Source organism: Sphingomonas sp. PP-CE-1G-424 (assembly GCF_004341085.1).
In the GTDB taxonomy this organism is placed as follows: domain Bacteria; phylum Pseudomonadota; class Alphaproteobacteria; order Sphingomonadales; family Sphingomonadaceae; genus Sphingomonas.
Map to the genome: position 1 here is coordinate 1,086,069 of NZ_SLXW01000002.1, position 20,472 is coordinate 1,106,540.

18 protein-coding genes, 1 tRNA gene and 1 pseudogene are annotated in these 20,472 nt (G+C 66.6%); 15 read left to right on the forward strand and 5 right to left on the reverse strand.

Going from position 1 to position 20,472, the window contains the following annotated elements; genetic code table 11:
- Positions 1-60: 60 nt before the first annotated feature.
- Complete coding sequence (locus C8J43_RS10175) at positions 61-453, forward strand: response regulator (RefSeq protein ID WP_133030737.1); 393 nt, start codon at positions 61-63, stop codon at positions 451-453.
- On the opposite strand, the gene C8J43_RS10180 is transcribed toward C8J43_RS10175, so the two are convergent.
- Entirely contained in the window at positions 450-1,286 is an 837-nt protein-coding gene (locus C8J43_RS10180) for a class I SAM-dependent methyltransferase (RefSeq protein ID WP_243645495.1), read from the reverse strand. The two genes, C8J43_RS10175 and C8J43_RS10180, sit on opposite strands and share 4 nt — an antisense overlap.
- Before the next feature lie 90 nt (positions 1,287-1,376).
- Here C8J43_RS10180 and C8J43_RS10185 point away from each other — a divergent pair, with 90 nt between their 5' ends.
- The 4 genes from C8J43_RS10185 to C8J43_RS10200 all read left to right on the forward strand — a co-directional run bounded on the left by C8J43_RS10185 (position 1,377) and on the right by C8J43_RS10200 (position 3,679).
- The gene (locus C8J43_RS10185; protein ID WP_133030739.1) at positions 1,377-2,096 is read left to right on the forward strand and encodes a ComF family protein; all 720 of its coding nucleotides are present in this window, start codon (positions 1,377-1,379) and stop codon (positions 2,094-2,096) included.
- Between the two features lie 73 nt (positions 2,097-2,169).
- A complete protein-coding gene (gene grxC, locus C8J43_RS10190; RefSeq protein ID WP_056050631.1) occupies positions 2,170-2,424 on the forward strand; it encodes a glutaredoxin 3 in 255 nt (84 codons plus the stop codon).
- The gene (locus C8J43_RS10195; protein WP_133030740.1) at positions 2,424-3,251 is read left to right on the forward strand and encodes a carbon-nitrogen hydrolase family protein; all 828 of its coding nucleotides are present in this window, start codon (positions 2,424-2,426) and stop codon (positions 3,249-3,251) included. Before grxC ends, C8J43_RS10195 begins: the two co-directional genes overlap by 1 nt.
- Positions 3,248-3,679 (forward strand): DUF1178 family protein, encoded by a 432-nt coding sequence (locus C8J43_RS10200; protein ID WP_133030741.1) that lies wholly within the window; start codon positions 3,248-3,250, stop codon positions 3,677-3,679. The genes C8J43_RS10195 and C8J43_RS10200 overlap by 4 nt, the downstream gene beginning before the upstream one ends.
- 39 nt (positions 3,680-3,718) lie before the next feature.
- On the opposite strand, the gene C8J43_RS10205 is transcribed toward C8J43_RS10200, so the two are convergent.
- A tRNA-Ser gene (locus tag C8J43_RS10205) sits at positions 3,719-3,808 on the reverse strand.
- Between the two features lie 118 nt (positions 3,809-3,926).
- Between C8J43_RS10205 and C8J43_RS10210 the strand changes: the two genes are divergently transcribed.
- Positions 3,927-4,190 (forward strand): hypothetical protein, encoded by a 264-nt coding sequence (locus C8J43_RS10210; protein ID WP_121903916.1) that lies wholly within the window; start codon positions 3,927-3,929, stop codon positions 4,188-4,190.
- Between the two features lie 7 nt (positions 4,191-4,197).
- Here C8J43_RS10210 and C8J43_RS21895 read toward each other — a convergent pair whose 3' ends face one another.
- Positions 4,198-4,353, reverse strand: a complete 156-nt coding sequence (locus C8J43_RS21895) for a hypothetical protein (RefSeq protein ID WP_165899589.1) — start codon at positions 4,351-4,353, stop codon at positions 4,198-4,200.
- 175 nt (positions 4,354-4,528) lie between these two features.
- Between C8J43_RS21895 and C8J43_RS10215 the strand changes: the two genes are divergently transcribed.
- Genes C8J43_RS10215 through C8J43_RS10225 form a run of 3 tightly spaced genes read left to right on the forward strand, consistent with a single transcriptional unit; the run spans position 4,529 to position 6,946 of the window.
- Positions 4,529-5,623, forward strand: a complete 1,095-nt coding sequence (locus C8J43_RS10215; protein ID WP_133030742.1) for an acyl-CoA dehydrogenase family protein — start codon at positions 4,529-4,531, stop codon at positions 5,621-5,623.
- Positions 5,614-6,366: a PIG-L family deacetylase gene (locus tag C8J43_RS10220; RefSeq protein WP_243645496.1), complete on the forward strand. Its 753-nt coding sequence runs from the start codon at positions 5,614-5,616 to the stop codon at positions 6,364-6,366. Before C8J43_RS10215 ends, C8J43_RS10220 begins: the two co-directional genes overlap by 10 nt.
- Positions 6,356-6,946 (forward strand): SAM-dependent methyltransferase, encoded by a 591-nt coding sequence (locus C8J43_RS10225; protein ID WP_133030743.1) that lies wholly within the window; start codon positions 6,356-6,358, stop codon positions 6,944-6,946. The genes C8J43_RS10220 and C8J43_RS10225 overlap by 11 nt, the downstream gene beginning before the upstream one ends.
- Positions 6,947-7,447: 501 nt before the next feature.
- Here the strand turns inward: C8J43_RS10225 and C8J43_RS22310 are convergent.
- Positions 7,448-7,876: pseudogene (locus C8J43_RS22310) on the reverse strand (glycosyltransferase); the annotation flags it as partial.
- Between the two features lie 263 nt (positions 7,877-8,139).
- Here C8J43_RS22310 and C8J43_RS10235 point away from each other — a divergent pair.
- Together C8J43_RS10235 and C8J43_RS10240 are read left to right on the forward strand one after the other, a co-directional pair.
- Positions 8,140-8,931 (forward strand): SDR family oxidoreductase, encoded by a 792-nt coding sequence (locus C8J43_RS10235; protein WP_133030745.1) that lies wholly within the window; start codon positions 8,140-8,142, stop codon positions 8,929-8,931.
- Positions 8,924-10,828 carry a glycoside hydrolase family 15 protein gene (locus tag C8J43_RS10240; protein WP_133030746.1) on the forward strand — a complete coding sequence of 635 codons (1,905 nt, stop codon included), beginning with the start codon at positions 8,924-8,926 and terminating at the stop codon, positions 10,826-10,828. The genes C8J43_RS10235 and C8J43_RS10240 overlap by 8 nt, the downstream gene beginning before the upstream one ends.
- A 96-nt stretch (positions 10,829-10,924) precedes the next feature.
- On the opposite strand, the gene C8J43_RS10245 is transcribed toward C8J43_RS10240, so the two are convergent.
- Complete coding sequence (locus tag C8J43_RS10245; protein WP_133030747.1) at positions 10,925-12,028, reverse strand: NADH:flavin oxidoreductase/NADH oxidase; 1,104 nt, start codon at positions 12,026-12,028, stop codon at positions 10,925-10,927.
- A gap of 181 nt (positions 12,029-12,209) precedes the next feature.
- On the opposite strand from C8J43_RS10245, the gene glgX reads away from it, so the two are divergent.
- The 4 genes from glgX to treY are packed head-to-tail and all read left to right on the forward strand — an operon-like array spanning position 12,210 to position 20,423.
- Positions 12,210-14,312, forward strand: a complete 2,103-nt coding sequence (gene glgX, locus C8J43_RS10250) for a glycogen debranching protein GlgX (RefSeq protein WP_133030748.1) — start codon at positions 12,210-12,212, stop codon at positions 14,310-14,312.
- The gene (gene treZ, locus C8J43_RS10255) at positions 14,309-16,012 is read left to right on the forward strand and encodes a malto-oligosyltrehalose trehalohydrolase (protein WP_133030749.1); all 1,704 of its coding nucleotides are present in this window, start codon (positions 14,309-14,311) and stop codon (positions 16,010-16,012) included. The genes glgX and treZ overlap by 4 nt, the downstream gene beginning before the upstream one ends.
- Positions 16,009-17,985 carry a 4-alpha-glucanotransferase gene (gene malQ, locus C8J43_RS10260; RefSeq protein ID WP_133030750.1) on the forward strand — a complete coding sequence of 659 codons (1,977 nt, stop codon included), beginning with the start codon at positions 16,009-16,011 and terminating at the stop codon, positions 17,983-17,985. The genes treZ and malQ overlap by 4 nt, the downstream gene beginning before the upstream one ends.
- Positions 17,982-20,423, forward strand: a complete 2,442-nt coding sequence (treY, locus tag C8J43_RS10265) for a malto-oligosyltrehalose synthase (protein ID WP_133030751.1) — start codon at positions 17,982-17,984, stop codon at positions 20,421-20,423. The genes malQ and treY overlap by 4 nt, the downstream gene beginning before the upstream one ends.
- Positions 20,424-20,472 lie beyond the last annotated feature (49 nt).

Sequence of the window (20,472 nt, forward strand, 5' to 3'; positions counted from 1 at the left end):
TAGACGTAGCGGCATGACGGTCCTTTCGCCTCCTTTCAAACGCCCCTCGCGACCTACCTCGTGAACGTCCTTTTCATCGAAGACGACCGGATGAACCGGCGTGTTGTCAAAGACATGCTCGACGTCGCCGGGGCGACGATGGTCGAAGCGGAGAGCGCCGAAATCGGCTTGAAGATCCTCGATGACGACGAGTTCGCGATCGTGCTGGTCGATCTGCGAATGCCCGGCATGGATGGGATAACCGCGATTCGGCATATCCGCGCCCGAGGTGATGCAAAGGCGGTCGTGCCGATCATCGTCGTCACGGCGGATATCGCGCCCGACCTGCGCCAGCGATGCCTTGCCGCGGGAGCGGACGACGTGATCTTCAAGCCGGTCGCGATGGATGCGCTGTTCGATGCGATGGGACGCATCCTAGCGCGCGCCGCGGAGGGCGACGGGCTGATCGCCTAGCGGTTGAGCGCGTCGCCCAGCGATGCCGTCGCGCTGCCGCGTCTAGCGGGCTTGGGTTGCGAGGGATCGGGCGACCAGCCGGTCAGGAAGACGATCTGGAAGGTCTCCCGCGTTCTTCCCGTATCGTCGGCAGCGTCCGCAAATGCGGCGAACGTCCGGGCGAGGACGTCGCGTGTCAGGGGCTGGCGTTGCGCGAGCATATTGTTCGCCGCCATGCCGCGCAGATCGGCGAACACGCGGCTCAGATCGGCGTAGCGGACATCGAGCGTCTCGACATCGGCTACCGGCAACGCGAAGCCGGCGCGCATCAGCAGGTCCCCTGCCGACCGCACGTCGATCTGTGGATGAAGACGCGCCGCGGGGCGTTCGCTCTCGCCGATCCGCAACGCCGCACGGAGCGCGTGCAAGCTCCCCGCGCCGACGAACGCGCCGAGAAACAGCCCGTCCGGACGCAGCACGCGTCGGATGAGAGCAAGCGCGCCTGGCAGGTCGTTGACCTGGTCGAGCACGCCGGCGCTGACCACCAGATCGAACGTCGCGTCGGCGAACGGCAGGCGATCCTCGTCGGCCTGTACCCCGCCGGTTCGTGCGGCAAATGCGAAGCCCGCGTCGCACCGCACCACGCGGGCGCCCGGCGGCGGCGAGAATGCGCCATCGAAACACCCTAGGTCGAGGATGTCGGTGAACGGGCGGGTGACCGCGTCGAGCCGCTCGGCGATTCCGTCGAGCATCGTATCGCGAAGAAATGCATGATCGGCATAATCGGGGGCGGCGCGGTCGCGACGCAGGCGACGCGCGGCGCGGTCGAAGATTTCGGGAGGGCTGTCTGACACGACCGCGCTTGTGCCGTGGTCGGGCTTCCACGACAAGGTCTCGCAGGGAAGCCAGACGGGAGCGGGTCTCAGGGCGGGGAGAGATACGGCATGACCAGACCGTTTCGCCGGATCATCGGCCTCGCGTTGCCGCCGCGCTGTGGCGGCTGCGGGACACCCGTCGCCGAGGATCATCGGTTCTGCGCGATCTGCTGGAGCAGCCTGCGGTTTCTCGGACCGCCCTGGTGCGTGGCGTGCAACCGCCCGTTCGCCTTCGATCGCGGCGAGGGCGTCGTCTGCGCACCATGCCTCGCCGAGCCGCCACGGCATGCCGGTGTCCGCGCCGCGGTCGCCTACGGACCCATCGCAAGCAGCCTCGTGCTGCGGCTCAAATATGGCGGCCGGATCGCTTTTGCCGAGACGATGGCGCGGCATATGAATCGCCTGATGCCCGATGATGCCGACCTGCTCGTGCCGGTGCCGCTGTACCGATGGCGGATCTGGTCGCGGGGGTTCAACCAAGCGGCGCTGATCGCCCGATCGGTGGCGGCATTATCCAGCGTCACCCATGATTGCGATGTGCTCGTCCGGACGCGGCGGACGCTCGTGCTGCGGGGACTGGGAGGGAAAGCGCGCGCGAAGGCGGTCGCGGGTGCATTCGCCGTTTGCGCGCCCGATCGGGTTCGGGGGCGGTCGGTCGTGCTCGTCGACGACGTGTATACCAGCGGCGCGACCACGGACGGCTGTACGCGCGTCTTGCTCAAGGCGGGCGCGCGATCCGTCACGATATTGTGCTGGGCGCGCGTGCTGTCTCCGACGGCCAGCGATTGATCCACGCCGAATTGACCGTCCAATTTACCGGCGCCGAGTTGACAGCGCTCGGCGGAAACCACATCTCCGGCGCATGGCAAAAGTAGAAATCTATACCAAGGCGTTCTGCCCGTACTGCACGCGCGCGCTGAAACTTCTCGCCTCGAAGGGCGTCGAACCCGAGCAGTTCGACGTGACGATGGGCGGCCCGAAGAAAGCCGAGATGGTCGAGCGCTCGGGCGGTCGCAACACGATGCCGCAGGTCTTTATCGACGGCAAGCATATCGGCGGATCGGACGACCTTGCGGCGCTCGACGCAAAGGGCGGTCTCGACGCTCTGCTGGCCTGATGGCGAGGATCGGCGTTCTCCAGATGACGAGCGGTACCGATCCGGTCGTCAACGCGGCGACGCTGGTCGATGCGATCGATAGGGCGGCGGCCGAGGGCGCCGCGATGCTGTTCACGCCCGAGATGTCCGGCCTGATCGACCGCGATCGGGTCCGGGCGGGCGCTTCGATCGTAAGCGAGGCCGAGGACCGCGTGCTCGCAGCGGTTTGCGCCGCTGCCGCCGATGCAGGCATATGGGTGCATCTGGGCTCGTTGGCGGTTCGCCGCTCCGACGGCAGGCTCGCTAATCGCGGGTTCGTGATCGACGATACCGGCACGATCCGAGTGCGTTACGACAAGCTGCATCTGTTCGACGTCGATCTGCCGACCGGCGAGAGCTGGCGCGAATCCGCCGCCTATATCGCGGGCGACGCCGCGACCGTGATCGACACGCCCGTCGGGATGGTCGGTCCATCGATCTGTTACGATCTTCGGTTCGCCGATCTGTATCGCGCCTTGAGCGACGCAGGCGCCACTATATTGTCCGTCCCCGCCGCCTTCACGCGACCAACTGGCGCGGCGCATTGGGACATCCTGCTGCGCGCCCGCGCGATCGAGGCGGGGGCGTTCGTCGTCGCCGCGGCGCAGACCGGTGAGCATGCCGACGGACGCACGACCTACGGCCATTCGCTCGTCATCGATCCTTGGGGCGATGTTTTACTCGACATGGGTGAGGCGTCCGGGTTGAGTTTTGCCGAGATCGACGCCGACCGACTGCGCGACGTCCGATCGCGCATCCCGGCGATCGCGCACCGTCGTGCCATCCCCCCCGTCACGGTCGTGCCGTGATCGTCTTCGATCTGAAGTGCGGCGGGGGCCATGTCTTCGAAGCCTGGTTTGGCTCCAGCATTGCGTATGAAACGCAGCGCGAAGCGGGGCAGGTCCATTGCCCGATTTGCGACGACAGCACGATCATCAAGGCGCTCATGGCCCCTGCGATCCCGGCAAAAGGCAGCAGCAAGGCCTCGATCCCGAGCCCCGACGCGATCAAGTCCGCCCTGGCGACGCTGGCGAAACAGCAGGCCAAGGCTCTTGAATCATCGCAATGGGTCGGTACAGCCTTCGCCGATCGCGCCCGCGCCATGCATCTCGGCGAGGAAAAGCACGCTACCATCCACGGGCGGGCTAGCCTCGCCGAGGCCAAGGCTCTGGCCGAAGAGGGCGTCCCGATCGCCGCGCTGCCCTTACCGATCGTACCGCCGGACCGAACTAACTGATCGCCGGTTTCGGAATTTGCGCCGGCGAGCAACGTAAATTGGCGGACGGGGTGGGATTCGAACCCACGGTAGAGTTGCCCCTACGACGGTTTTCAAGACCGTTGCCTTAAACCACTCGGCCACCCGTCCGGGATACGCGTGTATGGGCGGGCGTCTAAGCGGTAGGAGGCGCGATCGCAACCGTTTCGAGCCGCGGCACCGTGCCGGGACCGGTTGCGTTTCGGCTACGCGGGCTACAGGAAGCGAAATGGATCTCGACGCGGTACTACGACATTTCTTCGGCACCGCCGATATCGATGCGCTTGATCAAATCGCGATCGACGACGGACGGGAGAAGGTCGCCATCGCATTCGGAACCGAGCGCGAACCGGGCCGACGCTTCGCCTTGTGGGCGGTGTTGCGCTCGACCGGCGACGCGCCGGACCCGCGCGATGCATTCGAGGATCTACGCGAGCGTCGGGCGGCTGCGATGTACGCGTCTGCGATCGCCGTCGCGGACCGATCCGACTAAAGCCGGGTCAGGCGGCGCGGCGATCCTGCAGTGCGCGATCGATCCGGCAGATGAGTTCGGCGATCGGCGGCATCTCGACGGGACGACTCCGATGACCTTGCTCACCAAGAGTGCCGCGCATGCGCTTGCCGACCAGCGTGAAGACGTCCTGTGTGCTTGCCATCGATCTCGTCCTATCCGATGGTGCGAGTATGCCGGCCAAGCGTTAACCGATGGTTGGCATGCGTTTTACCTCTGCGTAACTGTTTGAACGGCGGCGGACGGCGACTCGCAACGCTCGCGCGCGTCCGACGTTGTCTGTTCGTGACCGGTGCGCTCCCGCAGCCGGATGGTCCGGGATGTATCCACTGACGCAATATCCATCAGGCTGGTCCGTCCTCGAAGCCGTCCGCCACCTCGCGGCATCGTGGGACCAGGAGAACACGCACGAAGATTTTCCTGCCGAGCGGCTCCATGCGCTGTTCGAGGCGGGGGCGTTACGTGCGTTTAAAGCTGTGACGCCGGGGGGCTCGACCGATGCGCTGCTCGACGTGCTGCGCGCGATTGGGGGGGCGGATCTCAGTCTTGGGCGGGTGTATGAGGGGCATGTCAACGCGGTCCAGTTGATCGCGACCTATGGCGATGCGGAGCAACGGGCGACGCTGGACACCGATCTCGAGGCGGGACGCACGTTCGGTGTCTGGAACACCGAGCCAACCCCCGGTCTCGCGATTCGCAAGGTTGGCGACGATCGGTGGCTTCTCGATGGCGCGAAGAGCTTCGCAACCGGGGCGGGGCATCTCGACCGCATCCTCGTGACCGCGCGCGACGAAACCGGCGGCAAGCAACTGGTTCTCGTGCCGATCGCTGGCCAAACCGCCCGCGCCGATAACGCCGGTTGGCAGGTTCGCGGAATGCGCGGGACGTGCAGCGGCGCGTTCGACTTTTCCGATATGGCGATCGGTCGTGAGGGCGTGATCGGTGCGGCCAACGATTACGAGCGCGAACCGAGGTTCAGTGCCGGCGCGTGGCGCTTCACCGCGGTGCAGCTCGGGGCGGTCGAGGCATTGGTGCGGCATTTGCGCGATCATCTCGTCGCCACCGGCAAGTCCGACGATCCGATCCAGCGTGCGCGGTTCGCTACCTGTCTCACCGAGACGCGCAGCGCAGGCCTGTGGGTTCGGCGCGCCGCGCATCTTGCCGAAACGCAGGCGGCGGAAGCGATCCCGTTCGTGCTCATGACCCGCGGCATCGTCGAGGAGGCGGGGTTGCGGACGATGGAGGCGGCCGCACGGTCGGTCGGCACCGCGTCGTTCTTCGCCAAAAGCCGGATCGACCGGATCACGCGCGATCTGGGGCTGTACCTGCGTCAGCCGGTACCCGATCAGGCGCGCGACCGGGCGGCGGCGGCGTGGCTCGAGGAGGATTGCTGGGGCGACGATCGGTGGTGGTAGCGCCCGGCGGGGACGCATGGCGTGCGCTGACGCGGCGTGCCCGGCGAATCTCGGCGAAGGACGCGGCGCGACACGGGCCCTGGCTCGTGCTCGCACCGCATCCCGACGACGAGACGCTCGGCTGTGGTGCGCTTATCGCCGCGGTCAGCGCCGCCGGGGGCCGAGTGCACACTGCGTTCCTAACCGATGGGTCCGGATCGCACCCCGATGCACCCGGCTGGAGCGCGCAGCGGATCGCAGGTCTGCGCCGCCGCGAAGCGCAGGCGGCGGTGCGTATCCTCGGCGGCGTGGCCGACGTGCTGCATCTCGACTGGCCCGATGCGACGCCGGCAAAACCGGGCGACCCGGTGTTCGCCCGCAGCGTCGACCGACTGGTGGTGTGGTGCAGGCGACGCGGCATCCGGCAGATTGCGGTGACGTGGTCGGGCGACCCGCACTGCGATCACGAGGCCGCGGCGGCGCTGGCGGTGGCGGCCGCAGCGCGGCTTCGCTGCCGGCTCTACGACTATCTGGTCTGGGGCTGGACGGTCGATGCGCTGACCCAGCGCCTGCGCGGGGTTCGTGCCTTGGCGATCGACAGCAAGGCTGGCCGGCCCAATCAACGCCGCGCGATGGCGTGCCACCGGAGCCAGCGCGGCGGCCGCATCGTCGGCGCGCGGGAGAATTTCCGCCTCCCGCGAGCGATGCTGCGCTTGATCGATCGCCCCAATACCGTGCTGCTGGAGACCCGCCTTGCGTCGTGAACACTCGATCGAACCCGCCTATTTCGAAGCGCTCTACAAGGATCGGGGCGATCCCTGGCATTTCGAGACCAGCGCCTACGAAGCCGCGAAATATGACGCGACGCTCGCCGCGTTGCCCGGCGATCGGTTCGCCAACGCGCTGGAAGTCGGGTGCGCGAACGGCGTCCTGACGACGCGCCTGGCGCAGCGCTGCGACTCTCTCCTGGCGGTCGACGTGTCCGACACCGCCCTCACCGCCGCGCGCGCACGGTGTGGGGCGCAGTCGAACGTCCGCGTCAAACGTCGCCGCCTGCCCGCCGAAGCCCCCGACGGGGCCTTCGATCTCGTGCTGCTGTCGGAGGTCGTCTATTACTGGGACAGCGCCGATATCAGCCGGCTAGCGGACTATTTGCGGACTGCGGTCTTACCCGGCGGGCACGTTCTGCTGGTGCACTGGATCGGCGAAACCGATTATCCCAAAAGCGGGGACGACGCGGTCGCCGAACTCCAGGTCGCCCTCGGCGAAGCGGTCACCGTCGTCCGCAGCGACCGGTACGACGCGTATCGGCTCGACCTTTGGCGGTTTGGCGCGGCGGGCTAACCGGATCAGGCGCTGTGCTTCGGCGATCGCTGCAGGCAGGGTCGCAAAGCTGAGTTGGTCGCGGCGGGTCGCGCGATCAGGGGCGAGCGCGGCGGCCACCGCGTAGGTTTCGTGGAGCGGCGCGTGCTCCGGCTGATCGATCCAGCGGGCGACTGCGTCCGCCATGCCACCGGGCGCGCGGCCTGCAGTGCGGCATGAAGTGAACACCCTCACGTCGAGTGCGTGGCGAATGCCGCCGCCGTACTGCCTGATACGCTCGAACAGCGCGCGATCCTCGGCGACCGGCGGGGTGGGGGCCCCGCCGATCCGGCGGTACAGCCGCCGCGACAGGGCGATGCTCGCGCCGCCCTCGTAGAAGTGCCGAGGCCAGGGATCGTGCGGCGAGGCTTCCGCGTCGGCGCGCAGGTAATCGAGTGCGGTGTAATAGCGGCCGATCATGTCCAGACGTCGCCGCGCCGTGGTGCCGAGATGCTCGCGGTCGCCGCGCAGCGTCAGCGCCCGCCCGGCGACGGCATCATAGCCACCGTCGATATGCGCCACCGTGCGGACGATCCAGTCGGGCGCGACGTTGGTATCGGCGTCCGTCGACAGCAAAAGGTCGTCGTCGGTGTCCAGCAGACCGGCCGCGGCATCCCAGGCCAAGCGTCGCGCCCAACCCGCGTGACGAAAGCCGGCAAGTAGCGACACGGCATGCCAGGAAAGCTCGGCAAATCGTGGTCGCCACTGCGTGAGGAGTTCCAGCGTACCGTCCGTACAGTCGTTCAACAGCGCGACGATCGTGACCCGGCCGCCGAACACCTCGGCTGCGCGATCGATCGCAGCGAGGCAGGCGGGCAGATGCTCCTCTTCGTTTTTGATCGGGATAGCGATCGCGATACGACGCTGTCGCGCAACTGACCCCGTAAATGACGGTAAAGAGACAGTTTTCAAAATGATGCGGCCGTTATCGCAAGCAGCCAGCCTTGACCTCGTCGGTCAGCCGTTAAACCGATACTGCGGCAGTCGCGCATCCCTGAACCGAAAGTCTTGGTCACACGCTGCCCCACCATTGTGTCGATGTCATAAAGCATGGCGATACGTTTCAGTTGCGTCCGTTTCAGCGCGATTGATCAGGATCAGCTAGATTGTCCGCGATTGGAAAGAGTTGCCACCCGGTGCGTTGGGCGAGGACTGTTTCCTACGAAAGACCCATCATGCACATCGACCTGACCGGCCAGGCCGCGATCATCACCGGCGCGAGCTCGGGACTGGGGCGCGCCGCCGCGATCGCCTTCGCCGCCGCCGGTGCAGCCGTCGCGGTCAACTACAACAGCAGCGAGGACAAGGCGCGCGAGGTCGTCGATCAGATCATCCAGGCCGGCGGCAAGGCTTTCGCGTGCGCGGCGGACACGTCGGACGAGGCCGCGGTGATCCGGATGTTCGACGAAACCGTCGAGCGGTTCGGCGGCGTCGACATCGTCTTCGCCAATGCGGGCATGCAGAAGGACGCGGCCTATGCGGAGATGACACTCGAGGAGTGGAAGCAGGTCATCGACGTCAACCTGACCGGCCAGTTCCTGGTGACGCGCGAGGCCGTACGCCGGTTTCGCCAGCAGGGCGACCGCGGCGTCAGCCGGGCGATCGGCAAGATCCTCTTTATGAGTTCGGTGCACGAGGTCATTCCATGGGCGGGTCATGCCAACTACGCCGCCTCGAAGGGGGGCAGCGGCATGCTGATGCGGACGCTCGCGCAGGAAGTGGCAGGCGACCGTATCCGCGTGAACGGCATCGCTCCCGGCGCGATCGCCACCGCGATCAACGCGGATGCGACGGCCGATCAGGACAAGCTGCTCGAACTGATCCCCTATGGTCGGGTCGGAGATCCCGACGATGTCGCGCGCGCCGCGCTGTTCCTGGTGTCTGACGCTGCCGACTATATCGTCGGATCGACGCTCACGATCGACGGCGCGATGTCGCTGTACCCAGGCTTCCGCGATAATGGCTGATGCCGCCAAGCCGGTCACGGGCGGCCGTGCGTCGGATCGAAACGTGTCGGGCTCACCCGAGGCCTCGCAGATCGCCGACCACGGAGCGATCGGCAATCTGGAGACGATCGCGCTTGTCGATACCGCGGGCACGATCGACTATCTGTGCTGGCCGTGCCTCGACAGTCCGTCGGTGTTCGCGCGCCTGCTCGATGCCGGAAAGGGGGGCCATTTCTCGATCGAGCCCGATCTCGATGGCGCGCGGGTCGTCCAGATGTACGTACCGGAGACCAACATCCTCATGACCCGCTGGATGGGGACGCAGGCAAGCGTCGATCTCGTCGACCTGATGCCGGTCGGTGACAATCGAAACGAGGTCCCGCCGCGACTGGTTCGTCGGATCACGTGCACGCGGGGCCGCGCGACGGTCCGCATCCGCTGCGCACCGCGGTTCGATTACGGCGCGGTAGGCCGCGCCGCCTTCGTCACCGCGTCGTTCACCGCCGACGAGAACGGGAGCGCACCCGGCGTTTCACGCGGCCGGTTCGATCATGAAACCGGGCTCGCGCTGGCATTGCACGGCAAGGGGACGCTCGTCGCCAACGGCCAAGACCTCGTCGCCGAGATCGAGCTTGCCGAAGACGAGACCGTGTCGCTGGTCCTCAGCAACCCCGACGACGTGTCGCTGGGCGCGTCCGCGCTCGAAGCGGTCGTCGACAAGGATATCGCCTATTGGCGGAGCTGGAGCCGGCAATCGATGTACCGCGGCCGATGGCGCGAGACGGTCGAGCGGTCGGCGATGCTGTTGAAGCTGCTGACCTCGCGCAAGCACGGATCGATCGCGGCGGCGGCGACGTTCGGCCTGCCCGAGGCAGCGGGCGGCGTCCGCAACTGGGATTATCGCGCGACCTGGATCCGCGATTCATCCTTCACCGTGTACGCGCTGCTCCGGCTCGGCTATCAGGGCGAGGCGGTCGACTTCCTCCACTGGGCGATGGACCGCACGTCTGAGTGCACGGACGGCAGCATCGGCGTGATGTTCGCGCTCGACGGCGGCCCGGTGGCATCCGAACGCAAGCTCGAGCTCGGCGGGTTCGAAGGCGCCGGCCCGATCGTGGTCGGCAACGATGCCAATATTCAGGTCCAGCACGACATCTACGGCGCGCTGCTCGACGCCGTCTATCTGGGCAGCAAATATGGCGAGCCGCCGTCGCATGACAGCTGGCAGAACATCATCCGGGTCGTCGATCAGGTCTGCGAGACGTGGCAGACCCCCGATTCCGGGATCTGGGAGGTGCGCGGGCCAACCAAGCATTATCTCCACTCGCGGCTGATGAGCTGGGTGGCCGTCGATCGCGCGGTACGGCTGGCGCAGAAGCGTTCTCTGCCCGCGCCGCTGGTGCGCTGGGCGGAAACGCGGACCGCGATCCACGACGATATCTGGACGAACTTCTGGGACGAGACGCTGGGGCGCTTCGTCCGTGCGACGGGGGATACGCCGGCGGACAGGTCGGTCGACGGCGCGCTGCTGATGATGCCGTTGGTAAGATTCGTCGGCCCGACCGATCCCAAATGGCTGGCGACGCTCGATGCGATCGGCGCGGACCTGTCCGACGACGGCCAGGTCTATCGCTACAAGATCGACGACGGGCTGCCGGGGCAGGAGGGGACCTTCGTCGCCTGCTCGTTCTGGTATGTCGAATGCCTCGCGCGTGCCGGCCGTCTCGACGAGGCGCGGTTCAATTTCGAAAAGCTGCTCGCGCACGGCAACCATCTCGGCCTGTTCGCCGAGGAGATCGCGCAGGACGGCACGTTCCTGGGCAATTTCCCGCAAGGATTCAGCCACCTTGCGCTGATCAGCGCCGCCTTCTATCTCGACCGTGCGCTCGACGACGGCGGTCCCCGCGCCTGGGGTTGAGCGCGGAGCTTGGCCGACAGTAATGCAGCAGATGCAGTAGGTTGGCGCCGTTCCCTCAGTCAGCACGGGAACGGTGTCGCTACACGGACGGTGTGATCAGCTCTCGAACAGATCCTTATACTGCCGAGGCTGCGACCGCAGATACTGCTTCGGCGCCTTCACGTTACCGCCAAGATGCGCGGCCGCATGCCAAGGCCACCGCGGATCGTAGAGGATCGTCCGCGCCAGCGCGATCATGTCCGCATCGCCCGTCCCGATAATCGCCTCGGCCTGCTCGAAATCGGTGATCAGCCCGACCGCGACGACCGGGATCGACACCGCGTGCTTCACCGCCCGCGCCAGCGGCACCTGATAGCTCGGCCCGACCGGGATCTGCTGCGCGGGCGTGATCCCACCGCTCGACACGTGGATCGCGCTGCACCCACGCGCCTCCAGCGCCTTGGCGAACGCCACGGTCTGGTCGGAGTCCCAGCCGCCCTCGGCCCAGTCGGTCCCCGACACGCGCATCGTCACCGCGCGCTCCGCCGGGAACGCAGCGCGGACGGCGTCATACACCTCAAGCGGGAACCGCATCCGGTTATCGAGACTGCCGCCATACTCATCCTCGCGCCGGTTCGACACCGGCGACAGGAACTCGTGCAGCAGATACCCATGCGCCGCATGCAACTGCACCGCGTCGATCCCGAGCCGCGCCGCGCGCACCGTCGCCGCCACGAATGCATCGCGGACCCGCGCCAGCCCCTCGGCGTCGAGCGCGACCGGCGCGTTATCTTCCGGCAGGAACGGCACCGTCGAAGGCCCCTCGGTCTGCCACCCGTTCGGCTCACCGGGTGCGATCTGGAGCCCACCCTTCCAAGGTACCTCGCACGAGGCCTTGCGCCCGGCATGCGACAACTGGATCGCGATCGGCATGTCGGACCAGCGCCGCACGCTCTCGATCACCCCCGCCATCGCCGCCTCGGTCGCGTCGTCGTACAGCCCGACGTCGCCATGCGTGATCCGCCCCTCGGGCAGCACCGCGCTTGCCTCGATCGTCAGCAGCGCCGCGCCCGACAGGGCAAGTTGCCCCAGATGGATCTGGTGCCAGTCGTTCATGCAGCCGTTGGTCGCCGAATATTGGCACATCGGCGCGATCACGATCCGGTTGGCGAGCGTCAGGTTGCCGACCTTGAGCGGCTCGAACAGTTTCGGGCCGCTCATGCGAGGATCGATCGGATGGTGTAAGGCATGTGCATGTCCTTGATACGTAGAAGAGTGCCGCGAAAACTCGCTGCTGCCTGCGGAACATAGGAACGGGCGGGCGGGTTTCACGGCAAGGAATGCTGCACCGCGATAAAGCCGCGCCCGCAGCGACCATTACGACACGAAAAGGGTCCTCGCATTGCATCTACTGCCCGACACGCTCGACGCCGGCTCGGCCTATCCCCTCGGCGCGACCTTCGACGGCCTCGGCGTCAACTTCGCGGTCTATTCCGCTAATGCCGAGAAGATCGAACTGTGCGTCTATGATGAGACCGGCCGGCGCGAGCTGAAGCGCTATCCGCTGCCTGAATGGACCGACGAAGTCTGGCACGGCTACCTCCCCGACGCACAGCCCGGCCTTGTCTATGGCTACCGCGCGCATGGCCGGTACGCGCCCGAGGAAGGCCACCGCTTCAACCCGAACAAGCTGCTGCTCGATCCGTACGCCAAGCAAATGATCGGCGAACTTCGCTGGACCGACGCGATGTACGGATACCAGGTCAAGTCGCCGCGCGCGGACCTGAGCTTCGACAAGCGCGACAGCGCGCTGACGATGCCGAAGGGGGTCGTGACCGACAGCCATTTCGACTGGTCGCGCGACGTGCGTCCGAACACGCCCTGGTCCGAGACGGTGATCTACGAGGCGCATACCAAGGGCCTGACCAAGCTGTTCGAGGAGGTCCAGCCCTCCGAGCGCGGCACCTTCGCGGCGCTTGGCAACCCCAAGGTCATCGATCACCTGAAACGCCTCGGCGTCACCGCGATCGAGCTGCTGCCGATCCACACCTACATTCAGGACCGCTTCCTCCAGGAAAAGGGCCTGCGCAATTACTGGGGCTACAACACCCTCAATTTCTTCACGCCGGAGCGTTCGTTCTTCGCGACCGACAGCCACGACGAACTTCGCCGCTCGATCCGCCGGCTGCATGCTGCCGGGATCGAGGTGATCCTCGACGTCGTCTACAACCACACCTGCGAAGGCTCCGAACAAGGCCCGACGCTCTCCTGGCGCGGTCTGGACAACGCGAGCTATTACCGCCTCGTCAAGGACGACCCCCGCTATTCGATCAACGACACCGGCACCGGCAACACGCTGAACCTCACCAAGGCGCGCGTGATCCAGATGGTTGCCGACTCGCTGCGCTACTGGGCGACCAGCTTCGGCATCGACGGTTTCCGCTTCGATCTCGGGCTGACGCTCGGCCGTACGGATACCGGCTTCGATCCCGGCGCAGGCTTCTTCGACGTGCTCCGCCAGGATCCCGTGCTTGGCAGGCTGAAGCTCATCACCGAACCGTGGGACATCGGCCCCGGCGGCTATCAGCTCGGCAACTTCCCCCCCGGTTTCGCCGAGTGGAACGACAAGTACCGCGACACCGTGCGGAAATTCTGGCGCGGTGACCACGCGCAGCGCGCCGATCTCGCCGCGCGCCTGACCGGCTCGGCCGACCTGTTCGACCGCCGCGCGCGCCGCCCCTGGGCGAGCGTCAACCTGCTCGGCGCGCACGACGGCTACACGCTCGCCGACACCGTCGCCTACGAGGAGCGCCACAACGAGGCGAACGGCGAGGACAATAACGACGGCCACTCGAACAACTGCTCGCGCAACTGGGGCGTCGAAGGCCCGACCGAAGACCCCGCGATCCTGGAGACCCGGTCGCGCGTGATGCGCTCGATGCTGACCACGCTGTTCGCCTCGCTCGGCACGCCGATGCTGGTGGCGGGCGACGAGTTCGGTCGCACGCAGAACGGCAACAACAACGCGTACTGCCAGGACAACGAGATCAGCTGGCTCGACTGGAACAAGGCCAAGTCGCCCGAGGGCGATGCCCTGATCGACTTCACCGCGCGCCTGATCGCCCTCCGCCGCGACTACCCGATGCTCCGTGCCGGCAACTTCCTCTACGGCGAGGACACGCCCGCGGAAGGGCTGAAGGACATCGAATGGTGGGATGAGCGTGGCCTGCAACTCACGCCCGAAGACTGGGAGAACACCAACGGCCGCGCGCTGGTGATGCGCCGCGCGTGCGAGCAGGAATCGGGCGAAGTGCAGGTCATCTCTCTCCTGCTCAACGCCTCGGAAGGTCCGCTGACCTTCCACATGCCGCCGCCTGCAGAGGTCGAGCGCACCGTGCTGATCGACAGCAGCAAGCCGGAGCAGGGCACCACACCGATCAAGGACAGCTACGAGCTTCCCCCACAGGGTGCGGCACTACTCTCGTGGACGATTGCAGCGGCATGAACTGGGGACCGACGCTTTCCGGGGACGGGACGGTCTTCCGTCTCTGGGCACCTGACCGCGATGCGGTGACGCTTGAGATCGCCGATGGCGACGCGGTCCCAATGACCCCCGAACCGGAGGGTTGGTTCAGCGCTAGAGCTCCGGTCGGCGCCGGTGCTCGGTATCGATTCCGGCTTGCGGACGAGCTGACCGTTCCTGACCCGGCTTCGCGTGCACAGGACGGCGGCGTCCATGGCTGGAGCGTGGTTTTCGACCAAGCCTATGACTGGCGCACTCCGGACTGGCGCGGCCGACCGTGGGAAGAGGTGGTCATCCAGGAGGTCCATGTCGGCACGCTCGGCGGCTTCGCAGGCGTCGCAGATCACCTCCCGGCGATCGCCGAACTCGGCATCACCGCGATCGAACTCATGCCCGTCAACGCGTTCGGCGGCACCCGCAACTGGGGCTATGACGGCGTGCTCCCCTACGCCCCCGCCGAAAGCTACGGGACGCCCGATGATTTGAAGGCGCTGGTCGACCGCGCGCACGAACTCGGTTTGGCCGTGTTCCTCGACGTGGTCTACAATCACTTCGGCCCCGACGGAAACTACCTCGGCGCCTATGCAAAGGGCTTCTTCCACCCCGAGGTCGACACTCCCTGGGGCGGTGCGGTCGCGGTCGACCAGGCGCCGGTCCACCGCTATTTCGTCGACAACGCGCTGATGTGGCTGAACGAGTACCGCTTCGACGGCCTTCGCTTCGACGCGGTCCACGCGATCGAGAACGACGCCTTCCTCGACGCGATGGCCGCCGAACTGCGCGAGAAGACCACAGGTCGCCACGTCCACCTCGTCCTCGAGAACGAAGGCAACGACGCCGACCGACTCCACCCCGCCGCGTTCGATGCGCAATGGAACGACGACTTCCACAACGTCCTCCACGTCCTCCTCACCGGCGAGACCAGCGCCTATTACGCCGACTTCGCCGACCGCCCCGCCGAACGCCTCGCGCGCTGCCTCGGCGAAGGCTTTATCTACCAAGGCGAAGGCTCCCCCAACCATGACGGCAAGCCGCGCGGCAAGCCCAGTGCGCACCTCTCGCCGACCGCGTTCGTCGCATTCCTCCAGAACCACGACCAGATCGGCAACCGGGCGATGGGCGAACGCCTGACGCTGCTCGCCGACCGCCAGAAGCTCCGCGCCGCCACCGTGCTGCTGCTGCTGGGCCCGCAAATCCCGCTGCTCTTCATCGGCGACGAGCACGGCAGCGAAAGCCCGTTCCTATTCTTCACCGACTTCCACGATGAACTGGCGGACGCGGTGCGCGAAGGCCGACGGAAAGAGTTCGCCAAGTTCGCAGCCTTCGCCGATCCCGAAGCACGCAAGGCGATCCCAGACCCCAACGCGCACGAAACCTTTCTCCAATCGCGAGCACGGCCCGGCGCCGAGGCGGCCGAGTGGCAGGACCTGTACCGCACCCTGCTCAAGATCCGCCACGAACAGATCATCCCCCGCCTGCGCGATACGGCCGCAATCGGTGCCGAGGCGATTGGCGAGGGGGCGGTCGTTGCGCGCTGGCGGATGGGCGACGGCGCAATCCTGACAATTGCGCTCAATCTCGGCGACGATGTCGTTGATTTTCCTCTACTAGAGGCTTCGCCAATCTTCGCGGATGGCGAGCCCGGCCAATCTGCCAGCGTGGCAGTCTGGCTGGACCGATGAGCGGCCTCCGAACACTCGCTGTCGCCGCCGGCCTGCAACCCGAATGGCAGGACGCAGCGGGTCGTCGCCAGACCGTCTCCAACGGTGCGCTACAGGCGATTCTGGATCGTCTCGGCCATCCGTCCGGGAGCGACAAGCAGATCGCCGAAAGCCTCGCCGCGATCGAAGCGCGAAACGCGCAGGGTGTCCGTTTCTTGTCCGTCGATGTGGAAGACCCGATCCGGCTGACATCGAAGGTATCGGGCAAAGCCGAATTTACGTTCGAAGACGGTACGACGCGCTCCGTCACAGTCGATAACGGCGAGTTGAGCCCGATAAGAAAGAGCGGCTACCACAAGCTTGAAATCAATGGCGAAGTTGTGGAAATTCTCGTCGCGCCGCGCCGCTGCTACACGATCGCCGACGCGCTACCGGGCCGCAAACTCTGGGCGCCCGCCGTCCAGATCCCGAGCCTCCGCACCGACGTGTCGAAAGCGTTCGGCGACTTCGTTTCGCTAACCGATGCCGCCCAAGCCTTCGGCCAACGCGGCGCCGATGCTGTCGCGATCAGCCCGACGCACGCATTGTTCCCCGCCGACGCCAGCCGATACAGCCCCTACGCACCCTCGAGCCGGCAATTCCTCAACGGCCTGTACGGCGACCCGGCGGCATTCGGCGCAAAGTCCGACAACCGCGGCCTCCCCGAACTGATCGACTGGCACGCCGCGATCCCCGAAAAGCTCGCGCGACTACGCAAGAGCTTCGATCAAGTGCTTTCACAGAATGAAGAAACCCTGACCACGTTCAGGCGTCAAGGTGGCGACGACCTCGAACGCCATGCCGAGTTCGACGCCCTCCACGCGCATTTCCTCGCGACCAGGGGCGCACGCGGCTGGCAGCAATGGCCCGTCGAATATCACGATCCTACCAGCCCTACCGTCCGCCGCTTCGTCGCGGAGCATGCGGACGACGTCACGTTCTACATCTTCCTCCAATGGCTAGCACGGCGCGATCTCGACGCCGCGCAGACGGCCGCCAAGGACTCCGGCATGGCGATCGGCCTCATTGCCGATCTCGCCGTCGGCATGGACTCCGGAGGCAGCCACGGCTGGAGCCGGCGCAGCGACTTGCTCACCGGCCTCTCGATCGGCGCGCCGCCCGATCCGCTGGGCCCCGACGGGCAAAGCTGGGGCATCACGGGGTTCGATCCGCAAGCGTTGCGCGATACTGCCTTCGCTCCCTTCATCGCGACGATCCGCTCAGCGCTCGCGCATGCCGGCGGCATCCGCATCGACCACGCGTTCGGCCTCCGTCGCCTCTGGGTCGTCCCCGAAGGCGCGTCAGCAGCGGGAGGCGCGTATCTCGACATGCCGTTCAACGACCTGATGCGGATCGTCGCGATGGAATCGCAGCGTGCCAAAGCAATCGTCATCGGCGAAGACCTGGGTACCGTACCCGACGGGTTCCGCGAGGCGATGGACGCCCGTGCCATGCTCGGCATGCGCGTCCTCTGGTTCGAGCGCGACGCGGACGGCTTCGTCCCCCCCGCCAGATGGTCGCCCGACGCGGTGGCGATGACCGGTACGCACGATCTCGCCACCGTCGCAGGCTGGTGGAGCGGCCGCGATATCGATTGGACGTGGGACCTCGGACGCAAGTCCGACGCCGTCGACAAACCCACGGACCTCGCCGCTCGCGCCGAGGACCGCGTCGCGCTCTGGTCTGCGTTCGACACCGGCACCGAACAGCCCACCCCCGAAGACACCGACTCGGTCGTCGACGCCGCCATCGCGCACGTCGCCAGCACGCCCTGCGCGCTCGCCATCATCCCGATCGAAGACCTCATCGGACTGGTCGAGCAACCCAACCTCCCCGGCACGATCGACGAACACCCCAACTGGCGCCGCCGCATGCCCGACACGACCGAGGCGCTGCTCGCCAGCCCCGAAGTCGCCGCCCGCATCGACACGCTCAACGCCACGAGACCCGCATGATCCCGCCTACAACGCCGCGCGCAACCTACCGCTTCCAGTTCCACAAGGACTTCACCTTCGCCGATGCCGAAGCGCTGGTGCCCTATCTCGACGACCTCGGGATCAGCCACCTCTACGCCTCGCCGATTACCACCGCGCGAAGCGGGTCCACCCACGGCTACGACGTCGTCGACCCGACCCGCATCAACCCCGAACTCGGCGGCGAGGACGCGTTCCGAAGCCTCGTTGCAGCCCTTCGCGCGCTAGACATGGGCGTCATCATCGACATCGTTCCGAACCACATGGGCGTTGCTGGAGGGGAGAATGCGTGGTGGAAAAACGTCCTAACGCATGGTGAAGGCAGCGAATTCTCGCGCTACTTCGACATCGACTGGCGCGAGAAGCTTGTCCTCCCGATTCTCGGTGACCCGCTCGCCGAAACACTGACCAGCGGCACGCTGAAGGTGGAACAGGTAGACGGCCGCTACGTCCTCGAAGCGTACGGCGAACATCGCCTGCCTATCCGCGACGAGGACCAGGCCACCGCAGCGACGGACGACATCGCCGCACTGATCGACCGCCAGCATTACCGCCTGGCGTCATGGCGCGTCGCGAACGACGAACTCAACTGGCGGCGGTTCTTCACGATCAACGACCTCGCCGGCCTTCGCGCCGAAGACCCCATCGTGTTCGAGGCGACGCACGCACTGTATTTCCGCCTCTACGCCGAGGGCCTCATCGATGGCGTCCGCGTCGATCATGTCGATGGCCTGACCGACCCAGCCGGCTATTGCCAACAACTCCGGGCGCGTCTCGACGCGATCGAACGTCCCGCCGATGCGCCGGCAGGGCCTGCCTACATCGTCATCGAGAAGATCCTTGCCGACGGCGAACCGCTCAGCACCGACTGGGGCGTCGATGGTACCAGCGGCTATGACTTCATGGAGCAGGTCACGGCCTTGCTCCATGCCCCCGCCGGCGCTGACCCGCTCGGCAAGCTCTGGGCAGACATAAGCGGTCGCTCCGCCGACTTCGCACCCGAGGAACTGCGTGCGCGGCAGGAACTGCTCGCCTGGCAGTTCGACGCGCAGCACCGCCGGTGCGTCGAGGCGTTCGCCACGCTCGCTCGCACGGCCGTCGAGTGTGATGGTCTGACAACGGGCATGCTGCACCGCGCGATCGAACGCCTGCTCTGGGTCTTTCCGGTCTACCGGACCTACGGCACGGGCGATGCCGCACCCGCAGCAGACGCCGAGATCCGCGAAATCGTCTGTCAGCGCGTTGCTGAGTTCGTCCCCCCCGGCGAGGGCCCCGTAGTCGACCAAATCCTGTCCTGGCTGGCAGGCGATGGCCCAGGCGACCCCGCACTCGTAGCCGACGCCGTGCGGCAGTTCCAGCAACTCTCCGCGCCGATCGCTGCCAAGGCGGTCGAGGACACCACCTTCTACCGCTACGGGCGCCTGCTGTCGCGCAATGACGTCGGCTTCGACGCCGCGCGCCTGTCGCTCGATATCGACGCCTTCCACGCCGCGATGATCGAGCGGGCGCGGGACTGGCCATCCGCCATGCTCGCGACCGCGACGCACGACCACAAGCGCGGCGAGGACGTCCGCGCGCGGCTCGCGGTGCTGAGCGAACTCCCCGATCTCTGGCGCACGCGCGCGGAGCATTGGTTCGAATTAGCTGCTCCGTATGCGGGCGGCGTCGATCCCGCCGACACCTATATGCTGCTCCAGACGCTGTTCGGCGCATGGCCGGAAGGCCTTGCCGCATCGCATGCCGACGGCCTGTCCGGCTACGCCGAGCGGATCGTCGCGTGGCAGCAAAAGGCGTTGCGCGAGGCCAAGCTTCGTTCGTCCTGGGAGGCGCCGGACGAGGCCTACGAAACTCGTTACCATGACCTCGCGCGCGTTTTGCTCGATCCCGCACGGTCTCCCGCGTTCCTCGACGATATCGTTGCGTTCGTGGGCCGGATCGCGCCTGCGGCCGCTGCCAATAGCCTCGCTCAGGTTGCACTGCGCTACGCCGTGCCCGGCGTCCCCGATCTGTATCAGGGTACCGAAATGGCCGATCTGAGCCTGGTCGACCCCGACAATCGCCGCCCGATCGACTATGCGCGCCTTCGGGATTGGTCGGCCTCGAAGGCGCCGGCGAAGATGGCGCTGATCAAGCGGCTTCTCGCGCTGCGCCGAGAGCATCCCGACGTGTTCTCGGAAGGCGCCTACGAGCCTGTCGGCTTGACCGGCATTCGCGCGGATCAAGCCATCGCGTTCCGGCGGGTTGGCAGGGAGGTAAGCCTGCGCTGCGTCGTCCCGATGCGCTGCGCCGAGTGCCATCTCGAAGGGATCGACGCGCGCCATTGGTGGGGCGACACCGCGCTCGCATCCGGCGAACTGCTCGCCGATCTGCTCGGCGAACACGCGCTATCGGTCGAGATGCTGTCTTCGCAGCAGCGTTAGCGCCGATCGCGAGACTGGGAGGTTGGGATCGAGCGAGTGACGCCAACCT